Source organism: Roseateles depolymerans (genome assembly GCF_003387155.1).
Taxonomy (GTDB): Bacteria; Pseudomonadota; Gammaproteobacteria; order Burkholderiales; family Burkholderiaceae_C; genus Roseateles; species Roseateles depolymerans.
Window position 1 is genome coordinate 373615 of sequence record NZ_QUMT01000004.1, and the last position, 26987, is coordinate 400601.

Below are 26987 nucleotides of genomic sequence, written 5' to 3' on the forward strand. Positions count from 1 at the left end.
GGATGCATTGGCAGCCGGACTGCCAGCCGCACCTTCAGCCCTAGGGTCTGTTGGGTGCGGCGTCGGGTCGGACGTCATGCGCTGACGCCCTCTTTCTTGAAGAGATCACGGAAGACGGGATAGATCTGGGCCACCTCGACGGCCTTGCGCATGGCGAAGTGAGGGTCTTCTTCCGCCAGCCGGGCATATTCCTCCCAGAGGTTCTGCTCGGCCTCGGCCACCTGCACATAGGCGTAGTAGCGGCACAGGGGCAGGATCTTGTCGGCCAGCAGTTCACGGCAGCGGCCGCTGTCGTGGTGCCAGTTGTCGCCGTCGCTGGCCTGGGCGCCGTAGATATTCCATTCGTTGGCCGGATAACGGGCGCGGATGATTTCCTCCATCAGCACCAGGGCCGAGGACACCACCGTGCCGCCGGTCTCGGTGGCGTGGAAGAAGTTCTGCTCGTCCACTTCCTGCGCCTGGGTGTGGTGGCGGATGAAGACCACGTCGATCTTTTCGTAGTGCCGGGTCAGGAAGAGGTAGAGCAGGATGAAGAAGCGCTTGGCCAGGTCCTTGCGGCTTTCATCCATCGAGCCGGACACGTCCATGAGGCAGAACATCACCGCGCGGGTGGTGGGTTGCGGCACCTTGACGCGATTGCGAAAGCGCAGGTCGATGGGATCGAGAAAGGGGATGGCCGCGATGCGCTGGCGCAGCAGCACGATGCGGGCTTCGGTTTCTGCCAGCAGGGCCTTCACATCGGGCTTGGCCGGGTCTTCGAGCTGAAGGGCTTCGAGGCGGGCTTCGAGCTCATGCAGCTCGCGACGCTTGTCCATGCCCAGGGCGATGCGACGTCCCAGCGCGCCGCGCATGGAGCGCACCACATGCAGATTGGTGGGGGTGCCGTCGGTGACATAACCGGCGCGCACGGTCTTGTATTCCGGGGTTTCCGCGAGCGTCGTGCGGGCCAGGTTGGGCAGTGCCAGATCTTCGAAGAAGACCTGCATGAATTCTTCCTTGCTCAGGTGAAAGACGAAGTCGTCCTCGCCTTCGCCGGAATCGCTGGCCTGGCCGCCGCCCTGGCCCTGTCCGCCCCCCTGGGGCTTGGGTACCCGATCGCCCTTGATGTGCTCGGTATTGCCGGGCCGCACCACTTCCCGCGTTCCGCCGTCCCCGTGGCTGAACACGGGTTCCTTCAGATCGCGCTTGGGAATGTGGACATCTTCACCGCGCTCCATATCGCGGATGCCGCGCTGGTCGACTGCACGCCGCACCGCGTCGCGAATCTGGTCGCGATAACGGCGCAGGAAGCGTTCCCGATTCCCGATCGATTTGTTCTTTCCCGAAAGCCGTCTATCGATGATCTGTTGCAGCGTCATAAAACAACCTCTGGGGATCACCCCCGATGGACCAGCAAGATTCATCCCACCCCATGAACCCGCCGCCCATCACGCCAACGAACACACACGTCTCTCACCCGCCCCGCCTTCCCCCAGCGGCACCCGGGGATCTGGCTCTGCCAGTCCCCTGGGTGCGCCCCCCTGGGGGGGCTCGCGAAGCGAGTAGGGGGGGGCCTATCCATCAGCTTGATTTGCGCACGCGCAGGTACCACTCGCAGAGCAGTCGCACCTGCTTGGGCGTGTAGCCCTTGTCCACCATCCGTTGCACGAAGTTCTCGTGCTTCTTCGCCTCGTCCGCACTGGCCTTGGCGTTGAAGCTGATCACCGGCAGCAGTTCCTCGGTGTTGGAGAACATCTTCTTCTCGATCACCGTGCGCAGCTTTTCATAGCTGGTCCACGCCGGGTTCTTGCCCGAATGATTGGCCCGCGCCCGCAGCACGAAGTTCACGATCTCGTTGCGGAAGTCCTTGGGATTGCTGATGCCGGCGGGCTTCTCGATCTTCTCCAGCTCTGCATTCAGCGCCGAGCGGTCGAACACCTCACCGGTGTCGGTGTCGCGGTATTCCTGGTCCTGGATCCAGTAATCCGCATAGGTCACATAGCGGTCGAAGATGTTCTGGCCGTATTCGCTGTAGCTCTCCAGATAGGCGGTCTGAATCTCCTTGCCGATGAACTCGGCATACCGCGGCGCCAGGATCTCCTTGATGAAGCCGATGAACTTCTGCTCGGAGTCCTGGGTGAACTGCTCGCGTTCAATCTGCTGTTCCAGCACATACATCAGGTGCACCGGATTGGCCGCCACTTCGGTGGAATCGAAGTTGAAGACCTTGGAGAGGATCTTGTAGGCAAAGCGGGTGGAAATGCCGGCCATGCCTTCATCCACACCGGCGTAGTCCCGGTACTCCTGAAGCGACTTGGCCTTGGGGTCCGTGTCCTTGAGGTTGTCGCCGTCGTAGATCTGCATCTTGCTGAAGATGCTGGAGTTCTCCGGTTCCTTGAGCCGCGTCAGCACCGCAAACTGCGCCATCATCTTGAGCGTGCCGGGGGCGCACTTGGCCTCCGCCAGGGAAGAGTTGCGGATCAGCTTTTCGTAGATCTTCACTTCCTCGCTGACGCGCAGGCAGTAGGGCACCTTCACGATGTAGATGCGGTCGAGGAAGGCCTCGTTGTTCTTGTTGTTGCGGAAGCTCTTCCACTCGCTTTCGTTGCTGTGCGCCAGCACGATGCCGTCGAAGGGAATCGCGCCAAAGCCTTCGGTGCCCTTGAAGTTGCCTTCCTGCGTGGCGGTCAGCAGCGGATGCAGCACCTTGATGGGCGCCTTGAACATTTCCACGAATTCCAGCAGGCCCTGGTTGGCCAGGCACAGACCGCCGGAATAGCTGTAGGCATCGGGGTCGTCTTGCGCGTAGGTTTCGAGCTTGCGGATGTCGACCTTGCCCACCAGAGAGCTGATGTCCTGGTTGTTCTCGTCGCCGGGCTCGGTCTTGGCCACGCCGATCTGCTTGAGCACGCTGGGGTGGCGCTTGACCACCTTGAACTTGCGGATGTCGCCGCCGAATTCATCGAGCCGCTTCACCGCCCAGGGGCTGAGGATGCGGTTGAGGTAGCGACGCGGAATGCCGTATTCGCGCTCCAGCAGGGGGCCGTCTTCCACCGGATCGAACAGACCCAGCGGGGACTCGTTCACTGGTGAGTCCTTCAGCGCATAAAACGGCACATGCTCCATCAGCTGCTTGAGCCGCTCCGCGATGGAACTCTTGCCGCCGCCCACCGGGCCCAGCAGGTACAGGATCTGCTTTTTTTCCTCAAGGCCCTGGGCCGCATGGCGGAAGTAGCTGACCACCTGTTCGATGGCGTCTTCCATGCCGAAGAACTCGGCGAAGGCTGGATAGATCTTGATGACCTTGTTCTGGAAGATGCGTGACAGACGCGGGTCATTGCGCGTGTCCAGCATCTGCGGCTCACCGATGGCCTTGAGCATGCGCTCAGCAGCGGTGGCATAGGCCAGGGGGTTGCGTTTGCATTCCTGGAGGTACTCCTCCAGCGTGAGCTCTTCGACCTTGCTCCGTTCGTATCGTGCCGCGAAATGGCTGATCACATCCATGCTGACCTCCAACAGTTAGTCGTTTGGGAGGCGAGGCGTGGCCCTGGGGGGCCCGCATCGTCCAGGAAGTTCTGGCGACGTCCGTGACTCAAGGCGTCATCAGAGCTTTCCGAGCTCAGCGAGGATTCAGCGGTCTCAATGCATCAACGGTTCGAAGGCTTCAAGGTCAATACGGGTCTCACGGGTCGATGGATCAACACTACCTGAAAGCGCTCGGTCTCCACAATGGATTTCATCACCCAATGTGGAGAGTCCTTATCCGTGCCTTTTCCGTCCGACCTTCATGAGTCCCTTTCGTGTCGACGGTACTGGCAAACAGGCACCCCATGCTGGACCAAAGCCTCATGTGCTGCTGCGGCCACCGCATGAAGCCTGTGCTGGCGACGAGGCTTTGTCAGGTCGATGCTACGCCCATCAGCGCGGATCCGCGATAGCAACAGGTGACCCCACACCTTCAACGGCGTGTATTCCTCCCCGTTGACGGGGAGGCTTGGGGGATTTCCCGGGTCAGTCCGACCCGGTCTCGCCGCGCAGCTTTTGCAGCAAGCCGTTCAGCTCGTCCAACGAGCCGAAGCTGATGGCCACTTCGCCCTGTTCACCGCGTTTGGTCTTCTTTTTGACGCGGATTTCCACCTGGGCGGTCAGCAGGTCGGACAGCTCTTCTTCCAAGCGCAGGACGTCGCGGCTTTTGTCGCTTTTGACGCGCAGCAGCGGTGCCTGGCGACCGGCGGATGCCTGCTGGCGCTGCACCAGTTTTTCAGCCTCGCGCACGCTCAGTTTCTTCGCGGCGATCTCAGTGGCGCTGGTGATCTGGTGGGCCCCATCCAGCGACAGCAGGGCGCGGGCATGGCCCATGTCCAGATCGCCGGCCATCAGCATGTTCTGCACCGGCTCGGCCAGGTTGAGCAGGCGCAGCAGGTTGCTGGCCGCGCTGCGGGAGCGGCCTACCGCCTGGGCAGCCTGCTCGTGCGTCAAGCCGAACTCTTCGACCAGCCGGCGCAGGCCCTGGGCTTCTTCGAGCGGGTTGAGGTCTTCACGCTGAATGTTTTCGATCAGCGCCATGGCGGCGGCGGACTCATCCGGCACCGCCTTGACCAGCACCGGCACCTCGGCCAGGCCGGCGAGCTTGGCGGCCCGGAAACGGCGTTCCCCGGCGATGATTTCGTAGCGCACCGCGCCGCTGGGCGTGATGGGCCGCACCAGGATGGGCTGCATGATGCCCTGCGCCTTGATGCTTTCGGCCAGCTCGTACAGCGAGCCCTCGTCCATGTGGGTGCGCGGCTGGTACTTGCCCGCCTGCATCTGCGTCAGGGGCAGCACCCCGGGTTCGCCCTCGCGCACGGCGGGGGCATCACTGACTTTCGGCCCCAGCAGGGCCTCGAGGCCCATACCGAGGCCCTTGGGTTTCTTGGTCACCATGGGGCGCGATTGTCCGCGATCCTGTGCAGCAGGGCGCGGCCCTCGGGCCAGTCTCCCAGGCCGCTCGCCGCGTTTAGGTGACCCAGCGCCCCTGCAATGACCAGGTGCGCGCCCCAGTCGGCCGCCATGGCGGTGGAACGCTCCAGAGCGCAGAAGGGGTCGTTGCTGCTGACCACCACCAGGCTGCGAAAGGGCAGGCGGCTGCGGCGGATCGGCCGCCAGTTGTGCAGCTGAGGTGGCATGTCGTCGCGTTCGGTATCCGGCGGCGCGACCAGCAGGGCGGCGGCCACCCGGTGGGTGTGCTGTGAATGCTCGGCCCAGGACGCCACGAGCTGGCATCCCAGGCTGTGCGCGACCAGCACGGCAGGTGTGTCGTCCAGGCGAGCGTCTTGCTGGAGGACTTCGTCCAGGCGCGCCATCCAGTCGCCTCGGCGGGGCCATTGCCAATCGGCCTGCTCGACGCGCTGATCACCGAACTGACGCTCCCACAGGCTCTGCCAGTGGTCCGGATCGGAATTGAGCCAGCCTGGCAGCAGGTACACGGGCGCCGCCAGCGAACGGGTGTCCGGCAAGCCAGCGGATGTTGCGTCGGTGGGGAGATCGGTCGCGGGCGCGGTTTCGGTCATCTATTGGCCTTATGCTTCGCGTTTTCTGAACAAGCAGCGGATTTTGCAGGAGCGGCGCGATGAAGTACGCGGTGTATGTGGACGGACAGGAAGGCACGACCGGCCTGCGCATCAATGAATATCTGGCGCGCCGCACGGACGTCGAACTGCTGCGCATCGAGGCTGACAAGCGCAAGGATCCTGCCGAGCGGGCACGTTTGCTGAATGCGGCCGATGTCGCCTTCCTGTGCCTGCCGGATGCAGCCTCCCGCGAGGCTGCGGCCATGGTGACCAATCCCAGGACCTGCCTGATCGACGCCAGCACGGCCCACCGGACGGCGCCAGGCTGGGTCTTCGGCCTGCCGGAGCTGTCGAGCGGGCAGCGTGAGGCCCTTCGCGGCGCCAAGCGCATCGCCAACCCGGGATGCCACGCCACCGCCTTCATCCTGGCGGTGCGTCCGCTGGTGGATGCGGGCCTGCTGCCGGCTGCGGCGCATGTGACGGCCACGTCCATCACCGGCTACTCCGGAGGTGGCAAGTCGATGATTGCGGAATACGAGGCTGGCGGCAATGCCAAGCTGACCTCGCCGCGTCCGTATGCGCTGGGCCTGGCCCACAAGCACATTCCGGAGATGATGGCCCATACCGGGTTGACCGTCGCGCCGGTGTTCATGCCGATCGTGGGCAACTTCTACAAGGGCCTGGCCGTGACGGTGCCACTGCACCTGAGCGACCTGCGTGCCGGCACCACGCCGCAGCAGGTGCGCGACGCCCTGGCCGCCCATTACGAAGGCGAGCGTTTCGTCCGCGTGATGCCGCTGCGGGATCCGGACACCCTGGCCCACGGGTTCTTTGACGTGCAGGCCAACAACGACACCAACGACGTCGACCTGTTTGTCTTCGGCAATGACCAGCAGATCCTCGTCATGGCCCGGCTCGACAATCTCGGCAAGGGCGCCAGCGGTGCCGCGGTGCAGTCGATGAACGTTCATCTGGGCGTGGACGAAACCACCGGCCTGGTGTGAGCGCCGATCGGCAATGGCGGCGGGACGAGGAGGTTCCGGCCGCCGTGCGGGACGAGATCCAGCGGGCCGTGGTGTTGCACGGCCGGCAGCAGACCCAGGGCAGTGACGCCCGCGATATTGCGGTAGCGCTGTGGGACGGCGATGAACTGATTGCTGGCGGCTGGGGCCGGACTGAATTCCAGCGGCTGTATGTGAGCTACCTGTGGGTCCGGGAGGATCGGCGGGGGCAGGGGCTGGGCGGCGATTGCCTGAGGCAGCTGGAGGCGCAGGCGCTGCGCCGCGGCTGCGTGGACGCGATGGTCGAGACCCTGCTGGATGATGTCTCCGAGCTGCTGGAGCACCTGGGCTATGTCTGCATGGCCCATATTCACGACTACGTGCCGGGCTTCACCCGCCACATCATGCTCAAGGTCTGGACGCCCCGGGATTGAGCGATCGGGGGCTGTTGGCCCGTGGCCCTGCTGAGAGTCCCTCAGGGGGCCTTATGCGGCCTTGGACGGCTTTATAGGCCCTCAGGCCAGGTGCTGGGGTCGTCGCTGCGGTAGTGGTAGCGGTAGGCCGGCAGAAATCCCAAACCGGCGTACAGCGCTTGCGCAGGCGTGTTGTCGACAGCCACCTGCAGGTAGGCTTCGGTCGCGCCTTGACGGCGGGCCTCGATCAGCAATTCGGCGCAAAGACGATGTCCGTGGCCTTGGCCGCGGTGCTTGTCGACCGTGACGATGTCGAACAGCCCCACCAGCGTGCCATCGATGGCGATCTGTCCATACGCCAGCGCTTCGCCATCGGCGCGGTGGAGGCAGAAAGCCTGGTGGCGGACGGGGGCAGTCTTCAGGCGCTCCGCGTGGCCGCGAATCTCCTCCGGCGACGATCCTCGCTGCGCACCGACCAGAACCGCATAGTCCTCCGGTGACAGGGCACGGAGCTGAGGCGCAGCGTCGACCGAGCCGCCCAGCCCGTCGGACGGCGCTGCGGGCAGGGCCACGGCGTCGAGGCTGGGCAGCACCTTCACGTCGGTTGGGTCAAAGGCCTTCCACCCCCGCGCGTCCAGCCAGTCGTCCAGCGCCTCGGGTTGGCTGAAGGGCGTCATGCGGAAGAGCACCGGCAGACCGGCCTGCTCGAAGCTGCGGCGGCAACGCACCAGCAGTTCGTCCAAGCGCAACTCGCCGGTCGATCCCAGCGCATTCACGCAGCGCGACCGGCGGGCCTTGCCGGGAGAGAGGCGGATCAACCAGCCGTCCACCCGCGTTTCACGTGGAGAGGCGGCTGCATGCAGGCCGGCTTCCTCGGCACGCCAGGCGATGTCGCGCAGGGCTTCCGGAGGAGCGGGCAAGCGGCTCATCGCATCGATCCCACGCGCTTGACCATTTCCTTGGCGAAGTCGATGAAGGCTTGCGCGCCCTTGGAGGCGCCATCGAACACCACGCCCGGCATGCCGTAGCTCGGTGCTTCGGCCAGGCGGACGTTGCGTGGAATGACGGTGTCGAACACCTTCTCGCCGAAGTGGGCCTTGAGCTGCTCGCTCACCTGCTGCTGCAGGGTGATGCGGGGATCAAACATCACCCGAAGCAGACCGATGATCTGCAGGTCCGCGTTCAGGTTGGCGTGGATCTGCTTGATGGTGTTGACCAGGTCCGTGAGCCCTTCCAGTGCGAAGTACTCGCACTGCATTGGCACCACCACGCCGTGGGCGGAGCACAGGCCGTTCAGCGTCAGCATGGACAGTGACGGCGGGCAGTCGATCAGGATGAAGTCGTAGTCCTTGTCCACCGCGGCCAGGGCGGTCTTCAAGCGCTGCTCCCGGCGCTCGAGTTCGACCAGCTCCACTTCGGCGCCGGCCAGTTCACGGTTGGCGCCCAGAACGTCGTACCCGGATGCCTCGGCACGCTGGCGGGCTTCCGCCACGGTCGTGGACTCCAGCAGTACGTCGTAGACGCTGGCGGTGAGCGCGCGCTTGTCGATCCCTGAGCCCATGGTGGCATTGCCCTGCGGGTCCAGGTCGACCACCAGCACCCGCTGGCCGATCTTCGCCAGCCCGGCAGCCAGGTTCACAGTGGTGGTGGTTTTGCCGACACCACCTTTTTGGTTTGCTACGCAGAAGATCTTGGCCATGGACGCGATCGGTCGGAGAGGGCAGGGCGGGAAGCTTAACCGCTGTTGTCCGCTCTGGTCAGAGAAGAGACCAGGGCTTTGCGCGCTGTGCAGCGATCTGTGTCGCTGACACGTCGTTTATTCAAGCGCTGGCGGCGGGGGACGGGGCTTTTGGGCGGATCCACAGCAGGCAGCGCTGGGCGTCCAGCCCTGGAACGGCCAGCTGTTCCACGTGAAACACCTCGCGGTCCGGGGCGCGTTGCTGGAGCTCTGCCAGCTCTTCCGTTGGATGCTGTCCCTTCATCGCGGCCCAGACACCGCCCGACTTGAGGTGCATCTGACTCCAGTCGGTGAAGTCCGCCAGCGAGGCAAAAGCCCGCGAGGTGATGACATCGAAGGGGGGCGCCTTGAGCTGCTCGACCCGCGCGTGTTCGCCGTGAAGGTTGGGCAGGCCCAGCTCAGCGGCCACCTGGGCAATGAAGAAGGCCTTCTTGCCGACGGCGTCCACGCAGGTGACATCGATGGTGGGATCCACGATGGCAATGACCACCCCAGGCAGCCCGCCGCCGCTGCCGACGTCCATCAGGCGAAGCGCCTTTCCGGCCGCATGGCGTTGCAGGGCGGGGAGCAGGCTCAGGCTGTCGATCAGATGCTGGGTCAGCATGGCGGCCGGGTCACGCACAGCGGTGAGGTTGTAGACCTTGTTCCACTTCCCCAGCAGGGCAAGATAGGCCATCAGCTGATCCAGCTGGGTGTCGCTCAAAGGCAGTTGCAGGGTGTCGGCGGCTTGAGCGAGTCGGGTGCGCAGGTCGAGATCGGTCATGGAAACTCAGTGAGCGGGGCGGACGGATGGCGCATGGGGTCCAGTGTCACCACCCCTGTGGGCAGTCAGTCGGTCAAGGAAACTCAGGCGGCCTGGGAGTCAGACTGTGAGGCTGCCCGTGAGGCGGCATCCCGGTCTTGTCCCTCGGCGTCAGTGAAGCCCTTGAAGCGGCCCTTGCGCAGATGGATAAGCAGCAGGGAAATCGATGCGGGCGTGATGCCCGAGATGCGCGAAGCCTGCCCCAGTGTCTCCGGCCGATGTTTGTTCAATTTCTGGCGCGCCTCGAAGGACAGGGCGGTCACCAAGCCGTAGTCCAGATCCTCGGGCAGCCGCAGATGCTCGTAGGCGGACGCACGGGCCACGTCATCCTGCTGCTTGCTGATGTAGCCGGCGTACTTGACGCTGATCTCCACCTGTTCCACCACCGCATCGGCGAGCGTGCTGCCGAGTTGCTCGGACAGCGCAGCGCGAGAGACGCCTGCGTGGGGTCGGGCAATGGACGCCACTTCTTCAACGGTGTCAAAGGTGACCCCTGGACGGCGAAGCAGGTCCATCAGGTTGTACTCACGCTCCAGGGCCTTGCCGACCAGACGCTCCGCGTCGGCAGCCGGGAGGATGTTGGGGTTCACCCAAGTCGATTTCAGCTTCTCTGTTTCACGTGAAACAGCGTCGCGCTTCCGGTTGAAGGCGTCCCAGCGCGCGTCGTCCACCAGGCCCAGTTCACGTCCCACCTCCGTCAGCCGGAGGTCCGCGTTGTCCTCGCGCAGCTGCAGGCGGAACTCGGCGCGGCTGGTGAACATGCGATAGGGCTCGGTCACGCCCTTGGTGATCAGGTCATCGACCAGCACGCCCAGATAGGCCTGGTCACGAGTCGGCACCCAGCCGGCCTTGCCTTGCACTTGCAGCGCCGCATTCAGCCCGGCAAACAGACCTTGCGCCGCTGCCTCTTCGTAGCCGGTCGTCCCGTTGATCTGGCCCGCGAAGAACAGGCCCTGGATGGCGCGGGTTTCGAAAGTGGACTTGAGCTCGCGCGGGTCGAAGTAGTCGTACTCGATGGCGTAGCCGGGCCGCAGGATGTGCGCCTGCTCCAGACCTGGAATGGATTGCACCGCCGCCAGCTGGATGTCAAAGGGCAGGGACGTGGAGATGCCGTTGGGATAGAACTCGTGCGTGGTCAGCCCTTCAGGCTCCAGGAAGATCTGATGCGAGTTCTTGTCGGCGAAGCGATTGATCTTGTCTTCGATGGACGGGCAGTAGCGCGGGCCCACCCCTTCGATCACGCCGGTGAACATCGGGCTGCGGTCGAAGCCGGAGCGGATGATCTCGTGGGTGCGTTCGTTGGTGTGGGTGATCCAGCAGGGCAATTGCTTCGGATGCTGTCCGGCGTGGCCCATGAAACTGAAGACCGGCACCGGATCCAGGTCGCCCGGCTGTTCGGCGCATCGGGAGAAGTCGATGGTGCGACCGTCCAGCCGCGGCGGCGTCCCGGTCTTCAGCCGGCCCTGCGGCAGCTTGAGTTCCTTGAGACGACCGGACAGCGTCACCGCAGGCGGATCACCGGCGCGGCCGGCCGCGTAGTTGTCCAGGCCGATGTGGATGCGGCCATCGAGAAAGGTCCCGGCCGTCAGCACCACGGCCCGAGCCCGGAAGCGCAGACCGGACTGGGTCACGGCGCCGACCACCCGGTCGCCTTCCACCATCAGATCGTCGACCGCCTGCTGAAACAGCATCAGGTTGGGCTGGTTCTCCAGGCGTTGACGGATGGCAGCCTTGTAGAGGATGCGGTCGGCCTGGGCGCGTGTGGCCCGGACGGCCGGACCCTTGGACCCGTTGAGGATGCGGAACTGAATGCCCCCTTCATCGGTCGCCGCGGCCATCGCTCCGCCCAGCGCATCGACCTCCTTCACCAGGTGGCCCTTGCCGATACCGCCGATCGACGGATTGCAGCTCATCTGCCCCAGGGTCTCGATGTTGTGGGTCAGCAGCAGGGTGCTGACGCCCATGCGGGCCGCGGCCAGGGCGGCCTCGGTGCCGGCATGGCCGCCACCAACGACGATCACATCGAACTCTTTGGGATAAAGCATGGCGCATGGCCCGATGCAGGCAGATGCGGCCCGGGGCGGGCTCGCCATCAGCGGTCTGGCACCAGGTGTATTGGGCTGGAGGGAAGGGCGCCGATTTTACGCGGGCCTGTGGATAAGTCACAGCAGAAAGGGCATCCACACAAGGCCGGGCAGCGACAATTGGCACGATGGAATGCCGACCTTTTTGCGCCGCCTGCTGCATTGCGCCGTCCATCAGCAGTGCCATTCCTGGCATGCCGCAGGGCAAGCCGGCGGGTGTGCGCTGCGTGCAGCTGGATGACCAGAATCGCTGCCGCATCTTCGGTCATCCCGATCGGCCTGAGGTGTGCAGTTCCCTGATGCCCAGTGAGGAGATGTGCGGAGACAGCCGCGAGCAGGCCATGAGGTGGCTCGGCTGGATGGAACAGGAAACGGCGCCCTGAGCTCAGGACCCCTCAGGCCACTCAGCCTGCAGGCACAGCGCCTCCCGGTACAGCCCCGCGCGTCTGCGCTGTTGGCTGCCGCTGGGCCTGCAGGCCAAGTAGCTCCTCCCTGATGGCCTGGATCCGCTCGCCGGAATCGGTTGGGTCCTGGACCCACCGCTCCGTGCGGCGCAGGCGTCGCGATGACAGCGATTCGTGTGTGTGGAGCGCAATGAAATGAACCCGGGTCTGCCGTAGAGCAGCCCGGGCTTTGGCGCGCGACGGCGCCACCATGACACTGCCTTCAAAACGCGGCTCCGCAGAGCCGCGCAGGAATTACCAGGTGCCCTTGGGCGTGGGATCGGTGTCCACGGCCGCTGCCGCCACGGACTCTTCGTTCCAGGTGCCCTTGGGCGTGCCGCCGCCGACGTGGACCAAGATCTCCAGGTCCAGCTCGACCAGCGCTTGTTCTTCGGTGTTGGAAAAGACAGAAGTGTGTTGGGCTTGCATGAGAGGCTCCAGATTCGGTGGGGTGCGTCACATCCGGTGAGCACAGGACCTATTGAATCAGGGGTGGCCAGCCCGCATAACTGTCAACTCTTACAGTGTTTCCCGGCTATCCGACCGGGCAGCATCAGCGGATCAGGCCCAGCCGTAGTGCTTTCAGCACGGCTTGATGCTTGTTGGTACAGCCCAGCTTGTGCATGGCATTGTTGATGTGCAGCACGGCGGTCCGCTCCGTGATGGAGAGGATGGTGCCCACTTCCCAGGCCGTCTTGCCTTCCATCGTCCAGTGCAGGCACTGGAGCTCCCGGGGCGTGAGGCGTGGCGCGTCGACATCCCCCGGTGCGTGAGGATGCGGCAGCAGCACCCGCAGGGCTGCGTCCACCGCATGCACGGCAAACAGCTGCAGGTCGGCCACCATGCGGGTCAGCGTGACCGGATTGTTTGGCAGCGTTTCCTCGCGGTTCACACCCAGCACGAAGTGCCGGCCTTCCGGCAGGTGCAGCGCCAGCGAGATGCCCACCTTGTAGCCAAAAGCCGCCTGCGCCTCCCACAGCTCAGGCGCGTCGTGCTTCTGGTAGGTCTGCTGGTTCCAGACGATGGGCACGCTCTGCCGCTTGCAATGCTGCATGACCGGGTCTTTTTTGCCCAGCCGCGGGTCATTGAACATGCTGGTGAAGCCGGCCGGGGTATTCCCCACGGTGATGAACTCCGAACTGCCCATGGCCCGGTCCACGACCAGGATGGCCGAGAACCGTTCGAAGTCCAGATCGTTTGCAAACCGTGTGAGTTCGCTCCGGAATTCATCCCGGGAACGAGCCTCGAGCACTGACTGGTATCCGCCTTGCAGCATCGATCGCCACGGCCGACAGGGCCGTTCCTTGTATCTGGCCTGCAGTGTGCCTGACGCGTCGTGACGCATACACGCCCCTGCTAGGGTTTACAGCTGGCGGCGGGGGCACATCATGCCCACACTGCTGGTCAGGGAGCACCAACCCGCCAATTCAACTCAACAACTCTGACAATGACTCCAGCCTGGATTGTGTACGCATGGCCGCGAATATTGTGTGATGTTCAGCGGCTTCCTCGCATGCAGTTCGCGCATTTGAGCACGCGCGTGTTGGTCGTGGGAGACGAGGAACAACCAGCCATGGGGCAAACCCTGTGGTCTGGAGAATCGGAGCTGGGCGCGGCGGGTGTGGCCTGGGACTGGGTTTGCATGCCGTACGGGATGGTGTCGATGGTCGACCCGATGGCGCTGGTGACGAATCTGCAATTCCTCAATCGCGCTGGGGAGGTGCTGGCCCCGCTGGAATCGGCCATCCAGCTCAATGGCATCGTCCATACGCTGCCGTGGCAGCAGCACGTGCAACTGGCCCTGCAGGCCCCCGCTGGCTCGGCCTAGGGCCGAGCCAGACTGCCCCCCGAGGGGGCTGAGGGGCCGCCTTGGGGCGGCCCGGCGGCGGCCCCCTTCAGCGAACTTGCAGCCCCGCTGGCACGGCGCTTCGCGCGTGCTGCGCGCCTTTTGGCCACGGCCTCCCACAAACACACCCGCACTCGTACTGAGCGACTTGAGGCGAAGAGGTGCGGCGAACTTCCCTGCGGCTCGTTGAGCGGGGACCTTGTGGTCCCCACTTGCTTTAGCGGGAGACCGCGGCGCGCATCGAGCGGGTGACGAAGGCCAGGCCTGCGAGGGTCAGCAGGGCGCCGACGACGACGCTGGGCATGACCTTCATGAAGGTCAACGCTTCGCCCTTGAGGACCGTCATCATCAAGGCGTTTTGCGCCAGGCCCGGAACCCAGAGGTGCCAGGCCGATTCAGCGCCCGGATTCATGATCGACACCATCGGCGTGAGCGACACCGCCGTCATCACCAGCGTGGCACTGGCCTGCGCTTCCTTGAAGGTCTTGGTGCGGATCGCCAGCGCCATCAGCACCGCCGACAGCCCCGCCCCCAGCGGCAATTGCAGCAGAAGGAACAGCGCCGCCTCATGCCAGCCAAACTGGAACATGGCCTGCAAACTGTCACTGCGCATGAGCTGCTGCGCCGGCAGGAAGCTGATGTTGGACAGCAACGCCACCATCATCCCCATCATCACGACCGCGCCCCACTTGCCCGCCACGATCGCCCCATGCGGCGCCGGATTGACCAGCAGCGGCTCCAGCGACCCGCGCTCGCGTTCCCCCGCCGTGCTGTCCAGCGCCGCCGTCAGCGCCCCATACAGCACCGCCATCATGATGAACATCGGCAGCATGGCGGTGATGCGGGTGGCCCGCGCCTGCAAGCTCGCCAGGTCCCGCTCCTCCACCTTCACCGGCTGCAACTGCTCCGTGCCCACGCCGCGCAGCGCCAGCGTCAGCATCGCCCTCTCCTGCCCAAAGGACTGCAGCAGACGGTTCAGCGTGCTCACACCGGCCGAGGCGCGCTGGTTGGCACTGTCGCTCACGATCTCGACCTGCGCCGGACGGCCGCCTGCCAGCAGCACCTCGAAGTCCTGCGGAATGACCATGACCGGGTCGCCCAGCTTCGAACTGCGAAGCTGCGCCTCATAGTCCGCCGGCGCCGTCTTGATCGTGTAGGTCTGCCGCTCGAGGAAGTTGCGCAGCGTCGGCGCATGCTCGATGCCCACGACCTGGATCTCCCGCTTCTCGGCCCGCTCCTCGAAGGACGCGACCAGCCCCGACATCATCATGAGCATCAGCGGCCCCATGAGCAGCGCTGGAATCATCAGCCGCAGCAGCGTGCGGCGGTCTCTCATCGCGTCCACCACCTCCTTGCGAAGGACGGTGAAGAAGGCTCTCAAGGTGGTGTTGCTCATGCCGTGATCTCCTGGGCGGACGGTGCGCTCACCTCCGGAAAGGCCAGCGCCACAAAGGCGTCTTCAAACCGGTCGGTCCCGGTGCGGGCCTGCAGTTCCTGCACGCTGCCCGTGGCCACCGACCGCCCGTGCGACATCACCACCACCTGGTCACACAACTGCTCCACCTCCTGCATGATGTGGCTGGAGAACACGATGCATTTGGATCCCCCCGCCGGCGACCGCAGATGGCGCAGCACCTCCCGCAAGGCGCGGGTGGCCACCACGTCCAGGCCGTTGGTCGGCTCGTCCAGCACGATGTTGGCAGGGTCATGCACCAGCGAGCGGGCCAGCGCCGTCTTCATGCGCTCGCCCTGGCTGAAACCGTCCGCGCGGCGCTCCAGGATCGTCCGCATGTCCAGCAGTTCCGACAGCGCTTCGGCACGCGCCTGCGCCTGGTCGTTCGCCATGCCCTGCAGACGGGCGTAATAGACGATGTTCTCCCGCGCCGTGAGACGCGGATACAGCCCATGGGCATCGCCCAGCACGCCCATGCGCGCCAGCGCTGCACGCGGCTGCTGCAGCACATCGATGTCGTCGACCCGGATGTCGCCCGCGTCCGGCTTGAACAGCCCCGCCAGCATGCGCAGCGAGGTGGTCTTGCCTGCCCCATTGGGGCCCAGCAGGCCGGTGATCACGCCATCGGGCGCGTCCAGGTCCAGATGCTCGACGGCGACAACGGAACGCTTGCCGCCGCGCTTGAAAAGCCCGCCGCCAGTGCGGGCCTCGAATGCCTTGCGCAGGCCTTGGATGCGGATCATCGGGCAGTCTCCGGAGACGAGGGCAGGGACGTACGGCGGGCCTCACGGGCGCGCTCTGCCGCACGGGCGGCGGACGCGGCGGCTTCCACCGTCTCCGGCGTCGGCGGCAGGAACACGGTCGGACGCGGGATGCGTTCGGCGCAGCTGGCGTCGACCTTGAGCGCGTCCGCGTCGTCCTTGGCATCCACGAAGCGGAACAGCACATCCCGCATGCAGCTCAGCGTCAGGGCCACGCCGTGACCGGCCTGCGGCACCACCACATGGCGGGCCATCGGGCCCAGCGCCTTGGCGACCCGGGCCCCGTGACGCGGCGGCGTGGCCGGATCGGCGCCACCGCTGAGCAGCAGCACCGGATGCTGCGCCGCTGGAATGCTGTAGAACGCTGCAGGCACGTCGCCGCGCGGCCATTGCTGGCAGGCGCGGGTGTATTGCTCTCGGTCCAGCGTGCCGAAATCGGTTCCCGGCGCATCGGTGGCGGTGGCCAGCCGCGGGAAATCCTCGGCGCAGATGACCGAGAAATGCATGCCGGTGTACAGGCGCGAGGGGCCGCCCCCGCCGGTGATGCCCGCCAGCGCGCCCAGCGCATTGAACCGGCCCTGGCTGGCTTCATGCAGGGCCTCGGGAAGCGCCGCGGCCAGCGTCGGCACGTACAGCGGCGGGCGCACCGCCGACATCAGCGTCTCGCGGGTCAAGGTCACCTCTTCACTGCGCAGGGTGACAGGATGCTGCAGGGTCACCGTCTTGGGCAGGCTGCGCAGCAGCGCCTGCCAATCGGCGCGCAGCGTCGGGTAGCGGGCCTTGCAGGGCGCGTCCGCCTCGCAGTGGCTGAACACCGCATCCAGGGCCGCCTGTCCATCCTGGGAGAAGGACGCCGGCAGCACCATGTCCGGTGGGGCCACGCCGTCGATGATGTTGCGGCGCACCCTCTGCGGGAACTGGCGCTGGTACTCCAGCGCGGCGCGGGTGCCGTAGGAGGCTCCCAGCAGGTTCCAGCTCTGCACGCCCAGGGCCTGCCGCACGGCATCCAGGTCCTGCATGGCGATGGTGGTGGTGAACTGACGCAGATCACCGTAGGGCAGGGTCTGCAGGCGCTGACGGCAGGCGTCCAGCATGCGATCCCGACGACCCGGCTCCAGGGCCTCCTTGAGCGTCTGCGGGGAATCGTCGCTGCAGTCGAGCGGGGCGGAGCGTCCGGTGCCGCGCTGGTCGACGAACACGAGGTCGCGGCGGTAGCTCAGGCGGGACAGTCGCGGCATCACCGTGCCGGCCAGGGCGATCGCGCTCTGACCGGGCCCGCCGGCCAGCAGCACCACCGGGTCCGGCTGCTTGTTGCGGGCCATGGCGGGGACCACGACAAAATGGATGTCGATGCGGCGACCCTGCGGCTGAGTGGGGTCCAGAGGACGGCTGAGACGGCCGCACTGCACCTCGGTGGACACGCCCTCGATGCGGCAGGGCTTCAGGACTGAGCCGTCCGCTGCGGCGTCCGATGCCTGGGCTGCGGCTCCGGTGGACGCGAGCGCGAGGGCCAGCGCCACCGCCCCGGCCGATGCGGCGAACCCTCGATGCGAAGGGGGCATAGGCCCCTTGGGCCTGGACCGATCCTGAATCCGGTCGGTGTCCGGCCAGATCCGTTGAAGACTCACCATCTAAGCGCTCCTCCATGCTGAATGCGGGCCGATTATGGCCATGCCCGACCCCTTGCAGACATGCAGGTCGACCCGCTCTTGCGAGGGGCCGATGACGCCGCGCGCAGAGGCCGCATGGCCCGGCTCGCCGGCGCATGCCACCGCCCAGGCAGAATGACAGCCGCCCGGCGGTGAAACCGGGCATTGCGAGCGGGCCCCAGGCCGCGTAACGTGCTGCCTCCCCCCCGGTGGTCCTGCTGAACAGGGCAGCCGGGCCTGATCGCAACACGTGTGCGGCGCCTCCCCCCAATCGTGCCGCCGCCCCAGAAGGAGACCCCCATGAAGCTCTACTACAGCCCCGGCGCCTGCTCCCTGTCGCCCCACATCGTCGCGCGTGAGGCGGGCCTGGACGTGGAGATCGTGCTGGCCAGCACCAAGACCCATCAGCTGCAGGACGGCACCGACTTCTACACGCTCAATCCCAAGGGCTACGTGCCGCTGCTGGAGCTGGACAACGGCCAGCGCCTGAGCGAAGGCCCGGCCATCGTGCAATACCTGGCCGACCTGGCGCCCGGCAGCGGTCTGGCACCCGCCAACGGCACGATGGAGCGCTACCGGCTGCAGGAGTGGCTCAACTTCATCACGAGCGAGCTGCACAAAGGCTTCAGCCCGCTGTTCAATCCGGCGATGCCGGAGGAGGCCAAGGCGCAGTTCCGCACCAAGCTGCTGGATCGCCTGAAGTGGGTGGATGCCCAGCTGGAAGGCCGCAGCTATCTGATGGGGGAGACCTTCACCGTGGCGGATGCCTATCTCTTCACCGTCACCGGCTGGGGGCGCCTCGTTGGTGTGGACGTCAGCCCGTTTGCCCAGCTGGTGGCCTTCCGCGAACGCGTGGCGGCCCGTCCTGCCGTGCAGGAAGCCATGAAGCAGGAAGGGCTGCTGAAGTAAGTTCAGCATGCTTCGGGCCCAGCCCGGTCCGGCGCATGTGCATGCGCGTTTTACGCATGACCGTCGCCGGACGGGCGGGCCACAATGACGGTTGTTTCCGCCCGTACCCACCCGTACCGCCATGACCCGTTCTGTCCCGATGCACCGCGCCCTGCGCGTGACCCTGCTGGCCGCTGCCGTGGCGACCCTGGGCACGCTGACCCCGTACCTGCCCGCCGCAACGGCCGCCGCCGCGCAGAGCAGCGCCGCCATTGCCTGGCAGGAAGCCTCCGGGGATGCCGACATCGATCGCGCCTTCCAGCAAGCCGCGGCGGAGAAAAAGCCGGTGCTGCTGTACTGGGGGGCCAAGTGGTGCCCCCCCTGCAACCAGCTCAAGGCCACCCTGTTCAACCGGGCGGATTTCATCGAGCAGTCGCGGGCTTTCGTCGCGGTGCATATCGACGGGGACAACCCCGGCGCCCAGCGCCTGGGCGCGCGCTTCAAGGTGCGCGGCTACCCGACGATGATCCTCTTCAACAACCAGCGCCAGGAACTGACCCGCCTGCCCGGCGAGGCCGATGCCGCCCAGGTGCTGCAGGTGCTGCAGCTGGGCCTGGCGCGCGGCCGTCCGGTCAAGGCGGTGCTGGCCGATGCCCAGGCCGGCCGCAAGCTCTCGGCCAGCGAATGGAAGCTGCTGGGCTTCTACGGCTGGGACACCGACGAACAGCAACTGGTGCCAGCCAGCCAGCGTCCTGCGCTGCTGGCCCGTCTGGCCCAGGCCAGCCAGGGTGTGGATGACGACACCAGCACCCGGCTGTGGCTGAAAGCGCTGGCCTCGGCCGGCGAGGGCGGTCAACCGCCCAAGGCGGATGCCGCCCTGCGCGCCCGTATCGACAAGGTGCTGGCCGACCCCGCCGCTTCCCGCGTGCAGGTGGACGTGATCGCCAACTCGGCCGACGACATCGCCGTGGCCCTGGCCCCGACCGCCGGGCCGGACCGCCAGGCCCTGATCACCCGTCTGGACGCCGCGCTCAAGCGCTTCCAGGCGGACGCCACACTGTCCCGCGCCGACCGCCTGCAGGCCCTGCTGGCGCGCGTGGAACTGGCGCGGCTGGACCAGCCCAAGACCGAGCTGCGTCCCAAGCTCGACCCGGCGCTGCTGGCCGAGGTGAAGGCCGCTGCGGCCCGTACTGACCAGGAGGCCACCGACGGATATGAGCGCCAGGCGGTGATCACCTCCGCCGCCCATGTGCTGGGCCGCGCCGGTCTGTGGACCGACAGCGATGCCCTGCTCAAGGCCAGCCTGGCCAAGAGCCATTCGCCCTACTACCTGATGAGCTACCTCGGCGGCAATGCCCGCAAGCAGGGCCGCACCGAGGAAGCGCTGCGCTGGTATGAGGAGGCTTTCAATCGCAGCGAAGGCCCCGCCACGCGGCTGCAGTGGGGGTCCAACTACCTCGGCGCCCTGGTGGAGCTCACGCCGCAGGACAGCGCCCGCATCGAAAAGGCCGCGTCGCAGTTGCTGGCCGAAGCAGAGAAGGACAAGGGCGCTTTCTACGAGCGCAGTGCCCGCTCGCTGCAGAAGGTGGGCAGCCAGCTGACCGCCTGGAATGCCAAGGGGCAGCATGCGGACAGCCTCAAGCGTCTGCGTGCCCAGCTTGATGGCGTTTGCGCCAAGCAGTCGGAAGCCTCCGACAAGGCCGTTTGCGAAGGCCTGCTCAAGAAAGGCTGATTCGGCCCTCTGAGCGCCTGGCAGCTCTTCGAGCGCCTCCCCCCAGCCCAGTTCCCGCGTTCCGCCCGTTCTAAGCGTCAGAACCCGTCCTGCCCGCTGTCTAGCGGCGGGGCGGTGGGGGTGGCCTTGGCCAGGGCCATCCAGGTCGCAAAATCCGGCCGCTGCGCCCGGCGGGGCGCCGGTCGCGCCAGCTCCAGTTGCATCGAGCCGCCCTCGGTGCGCGGCTCATGGGCCAGCAGCACGCCGAACGGCTCAGGAATCTCCTGCGGCTGCGCGATCCCGGCCCGCAGGACATACCAGCACTGGCTGCTCAGCGCCAGATAGGCCTGCGCCTTGGCGGGCCGGCGCAATTCCCCCAGCAGGTCGGCGCGGCTGACCTTGATCTCGTGCACCGTGGGCTCGAGATAGTCTTCCACCGTGGTGTTGCGGACGGAGTAAAGGTCGGGCATGGCGTTGACCCAACGCATGCGCTCCGGTTCGTCCTCGCGGGGCAGACCGGCGCGCAGCGTCAGTCCGCGCCAGACCAGCCGTCCCGCCCGCTGCAGCTCCACGGCCGTGCGTTCCACCAGCGTCTCGTGTCGGTCCCGCAGCGCGCGGTTTTTCTGCAAGCCGGCGTAGAGCACGGCAATGCCACTGTCGGTCAGGCGCAGGGTTTCACGGCCGTGGCCGTCCCGCAGTCGCTCCAGCCAGCCGTGGGCCAGCAGTTCCAGCTCCAGCATGTCCTGGCAGGGCCAGCCGGCGGACCGCCACAGCTGTCGCAGACGGCGCACCTGCGCAGTGGTGGGCATCAAAGGGGTGACCGGATCCATGCCGCCATCTTGCCTCCAAAAAAAATGGCCACGCCTCTTGCGAGGACGTGGCCAACAGGGAGGATATTGATCTGGCGCTCAGCGCTAGGCGATGAACGCCTGGCGATTAACGCTCGCGGCGCAGCGACCCGAACACGGTGCCGTTGCCATCACCCAGCAGGAACACCGTGTAGATGTTGTTGGCGGTGATGTTGGTGTTGTCGGGGGCCTGGAACAGCGTGGACGAGGACGACGAGGACGTCACCGTCAGCAGCACGCCGGAGGCAGCCGCGATCTGCACCGGCGTGGACGAGGTGCCCGGCGCCACGTTCGATGCATAGGCAGCGAAGTTGACGTTCAGGTTCAGGCTGGCGTTGGAGTTGCTCAGGCCGTTGATCAGGTGGATCTTGGCGTTGGTCGAGCTGGTCGGCAGCTTGTTGTCGTCAGACAGCAGGTTCAGCGTGGGGCTCGCGGCATTGCCGTACACCAGCATGGTGTAGTCATTACCGGCCGTGAAGGTGCCATTGCTGCTGGACACGGTGGCGCCATTGACCGACACCGCAACTGCTTGCGAGCCAGCCGGCACCTGCACGTAGTTGCCGATGGCCGGCGAGCTGGCGGTGGTCAGCAGCGGCGTGGTGGCAACGCTGCCGCTGATCGAATTGCCCGACGGCAGGCCGGACACCAGACGCACGCGGGCGGTGGTGTTGGCGTAGTTGGTCACGTCGCCTTGCTGGATCAGCTGCATGCCGTTGACCAGCACACCGCCGTTGGAGCCGGTCAGGATCAGCGTGGACACGCCGGCATCCGGCAGCACCAGCGACGGGATGGTCAGACGCACGTCGTTCTTGTCGCCTGCGCCGGTCACCACGAAGCGGAAGGTGCCCGACTTGAGCGACGCATAACCGCTGCCACCGCCGGAGGCGATGCCGCTGGCCACGATGGCTGCGTCATCCAGCGTGGTGACGGTCGTGGAGGTTTCGTAGATGTCCAGGGCGCCGGCATCCGGGGCCAGGTTCAGGATCAGGAACTTGGACTTGCCGGCGTCCGGCTTGTCCTGGTTCTCCTGCAGCAGCGTGGTGCGGACATTGCCGGTCGTGCCGTAGGCGATCAGGGTGTACTTGCTGCCCGAGCTCAGGGTCGGGGTGGTCGAGGACAGCGTGCTGCCGACGGTCGAGTTCTGGATGTAGGTGCCCGAGTCGCTCGTCTTCACGCTGGCGTACTCACCGGCCTTGGCATAGGCGATGCCGGTGTTCACGGTCTTCTGGTCCGTGCCCACCGCCATGTCCAGCGCGCTGTAGCTGATGCTGGCATTGAGCAGGCGCACATCTGCGCTGCCGCCGTCACCACCGCCGCCGCCGCAGGCAGTCAGCAGGGCCATGGTGGCCACGCTCAGGCCCCAGGCCCAGGTCTTGAATCGCATCGTCCGGCTCCCCACTCGGTTGGAGGTATTGGACGACGGGCATGTTGCTAAGGCTTGTTGCGTCATGACAGGTGTGTGAAGTTCGGGATCAATCTGGACACAGACCGCGAGTGTATGCAGGAAGGCATGACAGAGCGGGTAAAGAAAGGGTTTCTGCTGAGAAAAGCCCCGCACGACAACACCCCCCTGCCAGGGCGATTAACGCCCTTTTCCAGGCGTACACGGTCCAGCTACCAGATCTCATCAGCCGGTCCATCTGTTGCAGGAAATAAGTAAACGTAAAACGTGTAATCCTGCAGGGAACTCAAGTTTGCGTAGGAAGCCCGGTTGGCGCCTGACAAGCCGTGCCGACCATACTTCGCCGTCGTGCGAGGAGGGAGGGCCGCGATCCGCGAGCCCCGCGGGCGATGACGCGCAGTCGGCGTCCCCCGCCCAAAAAACATAGGTGAGCCATGAGCTGTCGCCTGATCCGATGGGGAAGCAGGTCCGTGAACGTACCGGTACCAGTCTTGAGCGTTGTGCTGTCCATGGCGGCAGGGCCGGCTGTGGCCGCGCCGATGTCGCCGGTGCAATCGCTCCTGGCCGCTGAGGGCGCGGTCTTCTGGCTGGGCGCCACCTGCGTGGTGGGCGGCGTGGCGATGGGCTGGATGGTGAGCCTGTTTTTCCAGCAACGGGAACGGCTGCGCCGGCGCCGCGACGAATTGCGCCGGGTGCGCCGTGAACGGGCCCGGCTGAGCGCCCTGCTCAATGCCATTCCCGACCCCATGTATTTCAAGGACGCCGCGGGCGCTTATGAAGGCTGCAATCCGGCCTTCGAGCGACTGGTCGGCATGACCGAGGGCGAACTGCTGGGCCGCCGGGACGAAGAATTGCGGCGCCCGCTGCATTGGGACACCGGCGCCGAAGCCGGCCGCTCGCTGAGCTGGCGTGTGGATGAGCAGGGACGCTCCCGCTGCCTGGACGTGCTCAGTGCGGAAGTGCGCGACGAAGACCAGACGCTGGGCCAGGTGGCCATCGCCCGTGATGTGACCGAGCTCCAGCGCGCCACCGAGGCGGCCCGCCGCGCGGCCACGGTCTATGAGCACTGCGGCGAAGGCATCATGATGCTGGACGCCGAACTGCGCATCTGCGATGTCAATCCTGCCCTGTGCGCCATCACCGGCCAGACGCGCGAGGAATTGCTGGGCAAGCGTCCGCTGATGCTGCGCGAAGGCGAGCAGGACCCGGACAAGCTGCGTGACCTCTGGGCGCAGGTGCAGCAGCACGGCAAGTGGAGCGGTGAAGTCACCGAGCGCCACAGCAATGGCGACACCATCCCGATGTGGGCCACCTTCGTCAAGGTGCCGCTGGACGCGGGTGGCGCCGGGCAGGTCTCCCAGTTCAGCTACATCAGCGTGCTGACGGACATCTCCCGCATCAAGATGACCGAAGCGGAGCTGCTTCACCAGTCCCTGCATGACAGCCTGACCGGTCTGCCCAATGCGGCGCTGCTGCGCGACCGGATCGCCCGCGAGATCGGCAACGCCCAGCGCGACCAGACCTGCGTGGCAGTGCTCTACATCGACCTCGACGGATTCCGGGACGTCAACGACATTGCCGGCCATGCCGCCGGCGACCAGGTGCTGCTGACCGCAGCCGCGCGCTTCGTCAATGTGGTGCGGGGGTCCGACTCGGTGGCCCGGGTCGGGGCCGATGAATTCGTGGTGGTGCTGTCCGGGCTCGTGGATGAAGAGACCGCCATGCGGCTGGGCGACCGGCTGATCCAGGCCATGAGCGAGCCGGTCATCATCGATCACCATCGCTTCAACGTCGGCGCCAGTGTCGGCCTGGCGCTGTTCCCGGCGGACGGCGTGCAGGTGGATGAGCTGCTGCGCAATGCGGAAGTGGCCATGTGCCGGGCTAAGCTCCAGGCGCGGGGGTCGGTGCAGTCCTACCGGCCTGAGCTGACGCAGGCGGTCCAGCAGCGCTTCGAGCTGACCCATGCGCTGCGGCAGGCCAACGAAGCCGCGCAGTTCCGGCTGGAATATCAACCGCAGGTGCGGCTGTCCGATGGCAGCCTGATCGGCGCGGAGGCCTTGCTGCGCTGGCGGCACCCCACGCGCGGTCCGATTTCTCCGGCCGACTTCATCCCGCTGGCGGAAGAGACCGGGCTGATCGTTCCGATCGGACGATGGGTGCTGGAACAGGCCTGCGCGCAGGTGGCGCGCTGGCAAGGCCAGGAAGGCAAGCCGCAGCAGGTGGCGGTGAACGTGTCGGCGCGGCAACTGCGGCAGCCGGACTTCATCGACACACTGGACTTCATCCTAACCGACACCGGCTGCCCGCCGCAGGCGCTGGAGCTGGAAGTCACCGAAAGCCTGCTGCTGGAAGATGCTGAACAGGCCATCAGCCTGCTGAGCCGACTGTCGCGGCGCGGCGTGCGGGTGGCCATCGACGATTTCGGGACCGGGTATTCCTCGCTGGCCTATCTCAAGCGCATGCCGGTGAGCACCCTCAAGATCGACCGCAGTTTCGTCAATGAGTTGGGCAGCGACGCCAACGTCGCGGCCATTGCTCGCACGGTCATCGTGCTGGCCCGCAGCCTGCAGATGGAGGTGCTGGCGGAAGGGGTGGAGACGGAAGAGCAGGCGGAATGGTTGCGCCGGGAAGGCTGCGACTGGGCCCAGGGCTGGCTGTACGGCCGCCCGATGCCGTCCGAGAGCTTCATCACCACCTTGCCGCCCGAGGCCTTGCGACAGCCGCCGGTCAAGCGCCTGCAGCTCGCCTGAGCCGGCGGGGGCGACGGCGCCAGCCGTCCGACTCGCACGACCCGCCCCGACTCGACCGTCCCCCACGCGCCCGAGTGGCGCGCCAGGCGCTAAGCTGCGGCCTCTCCGGTCGCCGGCCGTGCCGTCGACGGCCTCTTCGTCCCCCTTTGCTGGATCCCGCTTCATCGTGCTGGCACCTGATTCCACTGTTTCCGCTCCCGCGTTCTGGCATGTGCTCACCCGTCTAGGCGAGGCGCAGCTGCTGCTTCCCCTGGCGGCGGTGGCCGTGGCGGGACTCTGGGCCTGCAAGCGGCAGCGCACGGTGGTCAAGCGGTGGGTCACCGGCTTTGTGCTGGTCTTCGGCCTGACGCTGCTGTCCAAGGTGGCATTCATGGGTTGGGAACTGGGCATCGCGTCTTGGGACTTCACTGGTTTCTCGGGCCATGCGGTCTGCGCCTCGGCGGTGTTTCCGCTGCTGGCGTGGCTGGGCCTGCAGGCGGTGCGCTCTGCCCGTCTGCGTGCGCTGGGGCTGTGCGCCGCCCTGGGGCTGGCGGGGCTGATTGCGTACTCCCGTCTGCCGGTGGGCGCGCATTCGGCATCGGAAGCCTTGCTGGGGTTCGACCTGGGGGCGGCGGTGGCGCTGTTTGCCTTGTGGGAAGCGCGGCCCGGCACCGACGGCGAGACCTCGGTGCGGGTGTTGCGGCGCAGTGCCGGGCTGTCGCTGGTCATGGTGGCGATGCTGATGGCCGCACCGTGGTTCACGCCGCCGGCGCGGACCCACCAGTGGGTGACTGCGCTGAGCCTGGCGCTGTCGGGGCGGGAGCATCCCTACACGCGGCGGGAGATGCACCGGCGGGCGGTGTCGCCGGTGGCGCTGATGGGGGATGGGCACGGGTCAGCATCAGCCACTCGCGTGCTGTGATCTCGCGGACTTCCAGCCCACGGCGCAGCAGGTAGCTGGAGTCGAACCAGCCGTGAGGGCTGGCTTCTGCAGGCGGGGAATGTGGCGAGCGGCCGGCGGAGAGCGCTGCTGGGATGGGGACGGGGATCGTCTTGGATGACGCGTTCAGCGGTGGCGATGCGGCAAAGCGCCGCAGGCCAGGGGCGGAGAGGGAGACCATGGGGCAGGACGGGCCGGGGAGGGCGCCGGGCAGTGGATCAAGCCGCTGACTGTCCGCCCTTGCGGGCCCTGAGGGCAGCCCGCTCTGGGGCGGTTGGAGAGGGGCCCCTTGAGGGTCCTTGCACCGGCGTCGCCTTCGCCTTCGCCCTCAGTCCTTGGCCGGCATCAGGCCGTGCTGGCGCAGGAAGCTCGTGACCTGAGGACGCCTGACGTCCGGCGCCTGTGTGAACTGACCTGCCCCCTCCCGCCGTACCAATCAGGCGGAAGTCCGGGTTGAAGGTTACTTGATCTCGTTGCTTGAAACCGGTGGCGGCTGGTTCTTTGTGCGGTGGCGCTGGGCAAACTCCGCCGGCGGTATCCGTCCCAGGCTGCTGTGCGGCCGTACCTGGTTGTAGTCCTGGCGCCAGATGGCGATCTCCGAGCGCGCCTGCGGCAACGTCTGGAACCAGTGCTCGTTCAAGCACTCATCACGGAACTTGCCATTGAAGCTCTCGATGTAGCCGTTCTGCATGGGCCGCCCTGGCTGGATCAGGATGTGCCGCACGCCGTGAGCCTGCGCCCAGGCCATGAA

24 protein-coding genes are annotated in these 26987 nt (G+C 66.3%); 8 read left to right on the top strand and 16 right to left on the bottom strand.

The features are described 5' to 3' along the window. Positions 1 to 74 precede the first annotated feature (74 nt). From DES44_RS20540 to DES44_RS20555, 4 genes are all read right to left on the bottom strand, one after another. On the bottom strand, positions 75 to 1358 hold the full coding sequence (locus tag DES44_RS20540) for a YeaH/YhbH family protein (protein WP_058933219.1): 1284 nt from the start codon (positions 1356 to 1358) through the stop codon (positions 75 to 77). Positions 1359 to 1560: 202 nt separating this feature from the next. Beyond that, a complete protein-coding gene (locus DES44_RS20545) occupies positions 1561 to 3483 on the bottom strand; it encodes a PrkA family serine protein kinase (RefSeq protein ID WP_058933220.1) in 1923 nt (640 codons plus the stop codon). 507 nt (positions 3484 to 3990) lie between these two features. Continuing rightward, positions 3991 to 4902, bottom strand: a complete 912-nt coding sequence (locus tag DES44_RS20550) for a ParB/RepB/Spo0J family partition protein (protein WP_058933221.1) — start codon at positions 4900 to 4902, stop codon at positions 3991 to 3993. Beyond that, positions 4896 to 5528, bottom strand: a complete 633-nt coding sequence (locus DES44_RS20555; protein WP_083525200.1) for an RBBP9/YdeN family alpha/beta hydrolase — start codon at positions 5526 to 5528, stop codon at positions 4896 to 4898. The genes DES44_RS20550 and DES44_RS20555 overlap by 7 nt, the downstream gene beginning before the upstream one ends. A gap of 59 nt (positions 5529 to 5587) precedes the next feature. Here DES44_RS20555 and argC point away from each other — a divergent pair, with 59 nt between their 5' ends. Then, positions 5588 to 6532, top strand: a complete 945-nt coding sequence (gene argC / locus DES44_RS20560) for an N-acetyl-gamma-glutamyl-phosphate reductase (protein WP_058933222.1) — start codon at positions 5588 to 5590, stop codon at positions 6530 to 6532. Then, positions 6529 to 6963 (top strand): GNAT family N-acetyltransferase, encoded by a 435-nt coding sequence (locus tag DES44_RS20565; RefSeq protein ID WP_058933223.1) that lies wholly within the window; start codon positions 6529 to 6531, stop codon positions 6961 to 6963. The genes argC and DES44_RS20565 overlap by 4 nt, the downstream gene beginning before the upstream one ends. Before the next feature lie 71 nt (positions 6964 to 7034). On the opposite strand, the gene DES44_RS20570 is transcribed toward DES44_RS20565, so the two are convergent. The 4 genes from DES44_RS20570 to mnmG form a co-directional block, all read right to left on the bottom strand. Then, a complete protein-coding gene (locus tag DES44_RS20570; RefSeq protein ID WP_058933224.1) occupies positions 7035 to 7871 on the bottom strand; it encodes a GNAT family N-acetyltransferase in 837 nt (278 codons plus the stop codon). Beyond that, positions 7868 to 8641 carry a ParA family protein gene (locus tag DES44_RS20575; protein WP_058933225.1) on the bottom strand — a complete coding sequence of 258 codons (774 nt, stop codon included), beginning with the start codon at positions 8639 to 8641 and terminating at the stop codon, positions 7868 to 7870. The genes DES44_RS20570 and DES44_RS20575 overlap by 4 nt, the downstream gene beginning before the upstream one ends. A gap of 121 nt (positions 8642 to 8762) precedes the next feature. After that, complete coding sequence (gene rsmG, locus DES44_RS20580; protein ID WP_058933226.1) at positions 8763 to 9443, bottom strand: 16S rRNA (guanine(527)-N(7))-methyltransferase RsmG; 681 nt, start codon at positions 9441 to 9443, stop codon at positions 8763 to 8765. An 83-nt stretch (positions 9444 to 9526) separates the two neighbouring features. After that, complete coding sequence (mnmG, locus tag DES44_RS20585; RefSeq protein WP_058933227.1) at positions 9527 to 11527, bottom strand: tRNA uridine-5-carboxymethylaminomethyl(34) synthesis enzyme MnmG; 2001 nt, start codon at positions 11525 to 11527, stop codon at positions 9527 to 9529. A 167-nt stretch (positions 11528 to 11694) separates the two neighbouring features. Here mnmG and DES44_RS20590 point away from each other — a divergent pair, with 167 nt between their 5' ends. Then, on the top strand, positions 11695 to 11949 hold the full coding sequence (locus tag DES44_RS20590; protein ID WP_058933228.1) for a YkgJ family cysteine cluster protein: 255 nt from the start codon (positions 11695 to 11697) through the stop codon (positions 11947 to 11949). A gap of 315 nt (positions 11950 to 12264) precedes the next feature. Here the strand turns inward: DES44_RS20590 and DES44_RS25165 are convergent, their stop codons facing one another. Both DES44_RS25165 and DES44_RS20595 read right to left on the bottom strand, forming a co-directional pair. Beyond that, positions 12265 to 12438 (bottom strand): hypothetical protein, encoded by a 174-nt coding sequence (locus tag DES44_RS25165; RefSeq protein WP_157592925.1) that lies wholly within the window; start codon positions 12436 to 12438, stop codon positions 12265 to 12267. Positions 12439 to 12562: 124 nt separating this feature from the next. Further along, entirely contained in the window at positions 12563 to 13261 is a 699-nt protein-coding gene (locus DES44_RS20595; protein WP_170156713.1) for a helix-turn-helix transcriptional regulator, read from the bottom strand. 261 nt (positions 13262 to 13522) lie between these two features. On the opposite strand from DES44_RS20595, the gene DES44_RS20600 reads away from it, so the two are divergent. Next, complete coding sequence (locus DES44_RS20600; RefSeq protein WP_058933230.1) at positions 13523 to 13837, top strand: DUF4902 domain-containing protein; 315 nt, start codon at positions 13523 to 13525, stop codon at positions 13835 to 13837. Positions 13838 to 14072: 235 nt separating this feature from the next. Here DES44_RS20600 and DES44_RS20605 read toward each other — a convergent pair whose 3' ends face one another. Genes DES44_RS20605 through DES44_RS20615 form a run of 3 tightly spaced genes read right to left on the bottom strand, consistent with a single transcriptional unit; the run spans position 14073 to position 17631 of the window. Beyond that, positions 14073 to 15251 (bottom strand): ABC transporter permease, encoded by a 1179-nt coding sequence (locus DES44_RS20605; protein WP_058933231.1) that lies wholly within the window; start codon positions 15249 to 15251, stop codon positions 14073 to 14075. After that, positions 15248 to 16051 (bottom strand): ABC transporter ATP-binding protein, encoded by an 804-nt coding sequence (locus DES44_RS20610; protein ID WP_058933232.1) that lies wholly within the window; start codon positions 16049 to 16051, stop codon positions 15248 to 15250. The genes DES44_RS20605 and DES44_RS20610 overlap by 4 nt, the downstream gene beginning before the upstream one ends. Further along, complete coding sequence (locus DES44_RS20615) at positions 16048 to 17631, bottom strand: alpha/beta hydrolase (protein WP_083525202.1); 1584 nt, start codon at positions 17629 to 17631, stop codon at positions 16048 to 16050. The genes DES44_RS20610 and DES44_RS20615 overlap by 4 nt, the downstream gene beginning before the upstream one ends. 387 nt (positions 17632 to 18018) lie before the next feature. Here DES44_RS20615 and gstA point away from each other — a divergent pair, with 387 nt between their 5' ends. Beyond that, complete coding sequence (gene gstA, locus DES44_RS20620) at positions 18019 to 18627, top strand: glutathione transferase GstA (RefSeq protein ID WP_058933233.1); 609 nt, start codon at positions 18019 to 18021, stop codon at positions 18625 to 18627. Between the two features lie 121 nt (positions 18628 to 18748). After that, positions 18749 to 20338, top strand: a complete 1590-nt coding sequence (locus DES44_RS20625) for a thioredoxin family protein (protein ID WP_232309894.1) — start codon at positions 18749 to 18751, stop codon at positions 20336 to 20338. Positions 20339 to 20415: 77 nt separating this feature from the next. Here the strand turns inward: DES44_RS20625 and DES44_RS20630 are convergent, their stop codons facing one another. Continuing rightward, positions 20416 to 21147, bottom strand: a complete 732-nt coding sequence (locus tag DES44_RS20630) for a hypothetical protein (protein WP_058933234.1) — start codon at positions 21145 to 21147, stop codon at positions 20416 to 20418. 106 nt (positions 21148 to 21253) lie between these two features. After that, complete coding sequence (locus tag DES44_RS20635; protein ID WP_058933235.1) at positions 21254 to 22549, bottom strand: DUF4397 domain-containing protein; 1296 nt, start codon at positions 22547 to 22549, stop codon at positions 21254 to 21256. Between the two features lie 518 nt (positions 22550 to 23067). On the opposite strand from DES44_RS20635, the gene DES44_RS20640 reads away from it, so the two are divergent. Together DES44_RS20640 and DES44_RS20645 are read left to right on the top strand one after the other, a co-directional pair. Beyond that, positions 23068 to 25317: a sensor domain-containing protein gene (locus tag DES44_RS20640; RefSeq protein ID WP_058933236.1), complete on the top strand. Its 2250-nt coding sequence runs from the start codon at positions 23068 to 23070 to the stop codon at positions 25315 to 25317. A gap of 166 nt (positions 25318 to 25483) precedes the next feature. Further along, a complete protein-coding gene (locus DES44_RS20645; protein WP_147307159.1) occupies positions 25484 to 26218 on the top strand; it encodes a phosphatase PAP2 family protein in 735 nt (244 codons plus the stop codon). Between the two features lie 478 nt (positions 26219 to 26696). Here DES44_RS20645 and DES44_RS20650 read toward each other — a convergent pair. Further along, positions 26697 to 26987, bottom strand: a 291-nt coding sequence (locus DES44_RS20650; protein ID WP_147307160.1) for an integrase core domain-containing protein, incomplete at its 5' end; no start/stop codon positions are given.

Coding starts and splice junctions, on each gene's coding strand:
- DES44_RS20630 (WP_058933234.1), bottom strand. CDS start 21,147: ATGGATCCGGTCACCCCTTTGATGCCCACCACTGCGCAGGTGCGCCGT.
- DES44_RS20615 (WP_083525202.1), bottom strand. CDS start 17,631: ATGCCCCCTTCGCATCGAGGGTTCGCCGCATCGGCCGGGGCGGTGGCG.
- DES44_RS20590 (WP_058933228.1), top strand. CDS start 11,695: ATGGAATGCCGACCTTTTTGCGCCGCCTGCTGCATTGCGCCGTCCATC.
- DES44_RS20555 (WP_083525200.1), bottom strand. CDS start 5,528: ATGACCGAAACCGCGCCCGCGACCGATCTCCCCACCGACGCAACATCC.
- DES44_RS20575 (WP_058933225.1), bottom strand. CDS start 8,641: ATGGCCAAGATCTTCTGCGTAGCAAACCAAAAAGGTGGTGTCGGCAAA.
- argC (WP_058933222.1), top strand. CDS start 5,588: ATGAAGTACGCGGTGTATGTGGACGGACAGGAAGGCACGACCGGCCTG.
- gstA (WP_058933233.1), top strand. CDS start 18,019: ATGAAGCTCTACTACAGCCCCGGCGCCTGCTCCCTGTCGCCCCACATC.
- DES44_RS20540 (WP_058933219.1), bottom strand. CDS start 1,358: ATGACGCTGCAACAGATCATCGATAGACGGCTTTCGGGAAAGAACAAA.
- DES44_RS20545 (WP_058933220.1), bottom strand. CDS start 3,483: ATGGATGTGATCAGCCATTTCGCGGCACGATACGAACGGAGCAAGGTC.
- DES44_RS20600 (WP_058933230.1), top strand. CDS start 13,523: ATGCAGTTCGCGCATTTGAGCACGCGCGTGTTGGTCGTGGGAGACGAG.
- DES44_RS20625 (WP_232309894.1), top strand. CDS start 18,749: ATGACCCGTTCTGTCCCGATGCACCGCGCCCTGCGCGTGACCCTGCTG.
- DES44_RS20570 (WP_058933224.1), bottom strand. CDS start 7,871: ATGAGCCGCTTGCCCGCTCCTCCGGAAGCCCTGCGCGACATCGCCTGG.
- DES44_RS20635 (WP_058933235.1), bottom strand. CDS start 22,549: ATGCGATTCAAGACCTGGGCCTGGGGCCTGAGCGTGGCCACCATGGCC.
- DES44_RS25165 (WP_157592925.1), bottom strand. CDS start 12,438: ATGCAAGCCCAACACACTTCTGTCTTTTCCAACACCGAAGAACAAGCG.
- DES44_RS20550 (WP_058933221.1), bottom strand. CDS start 4,902: ATGGTGACCAAGAAACCCAAGGGCCTCGGTATGGGCCTCGAGGCCCTG.
- DES44_RS20605 (WP_058933231.1), bottom strand. CDS start 15,251: ATGAGCAACACCACCTTGAGAGCCTTCTTCACCGTCCTTCGCAAGGAG.
- mnmG (WP_058933227.1), bottom strand. CDS start 11,527: ATGCTTTATCCCAAAGAGTTCGATGTGATCGTCGTTGGTGGCGGCCAT.
- rsmG (WP_058933226.1), bottom strand. CDS start 9,443: ATGACCGATCTCGACCTGCGCACCCGACTCGCTCAAGCCGCCGACACC.
- DES44_RS20610 (WP_058933232.1), bottom strand. CDS start 16,051: ATGATCCGCATCCAAGGCCTGCGCAAGGCATTCGAGGCCCGCACTGGC.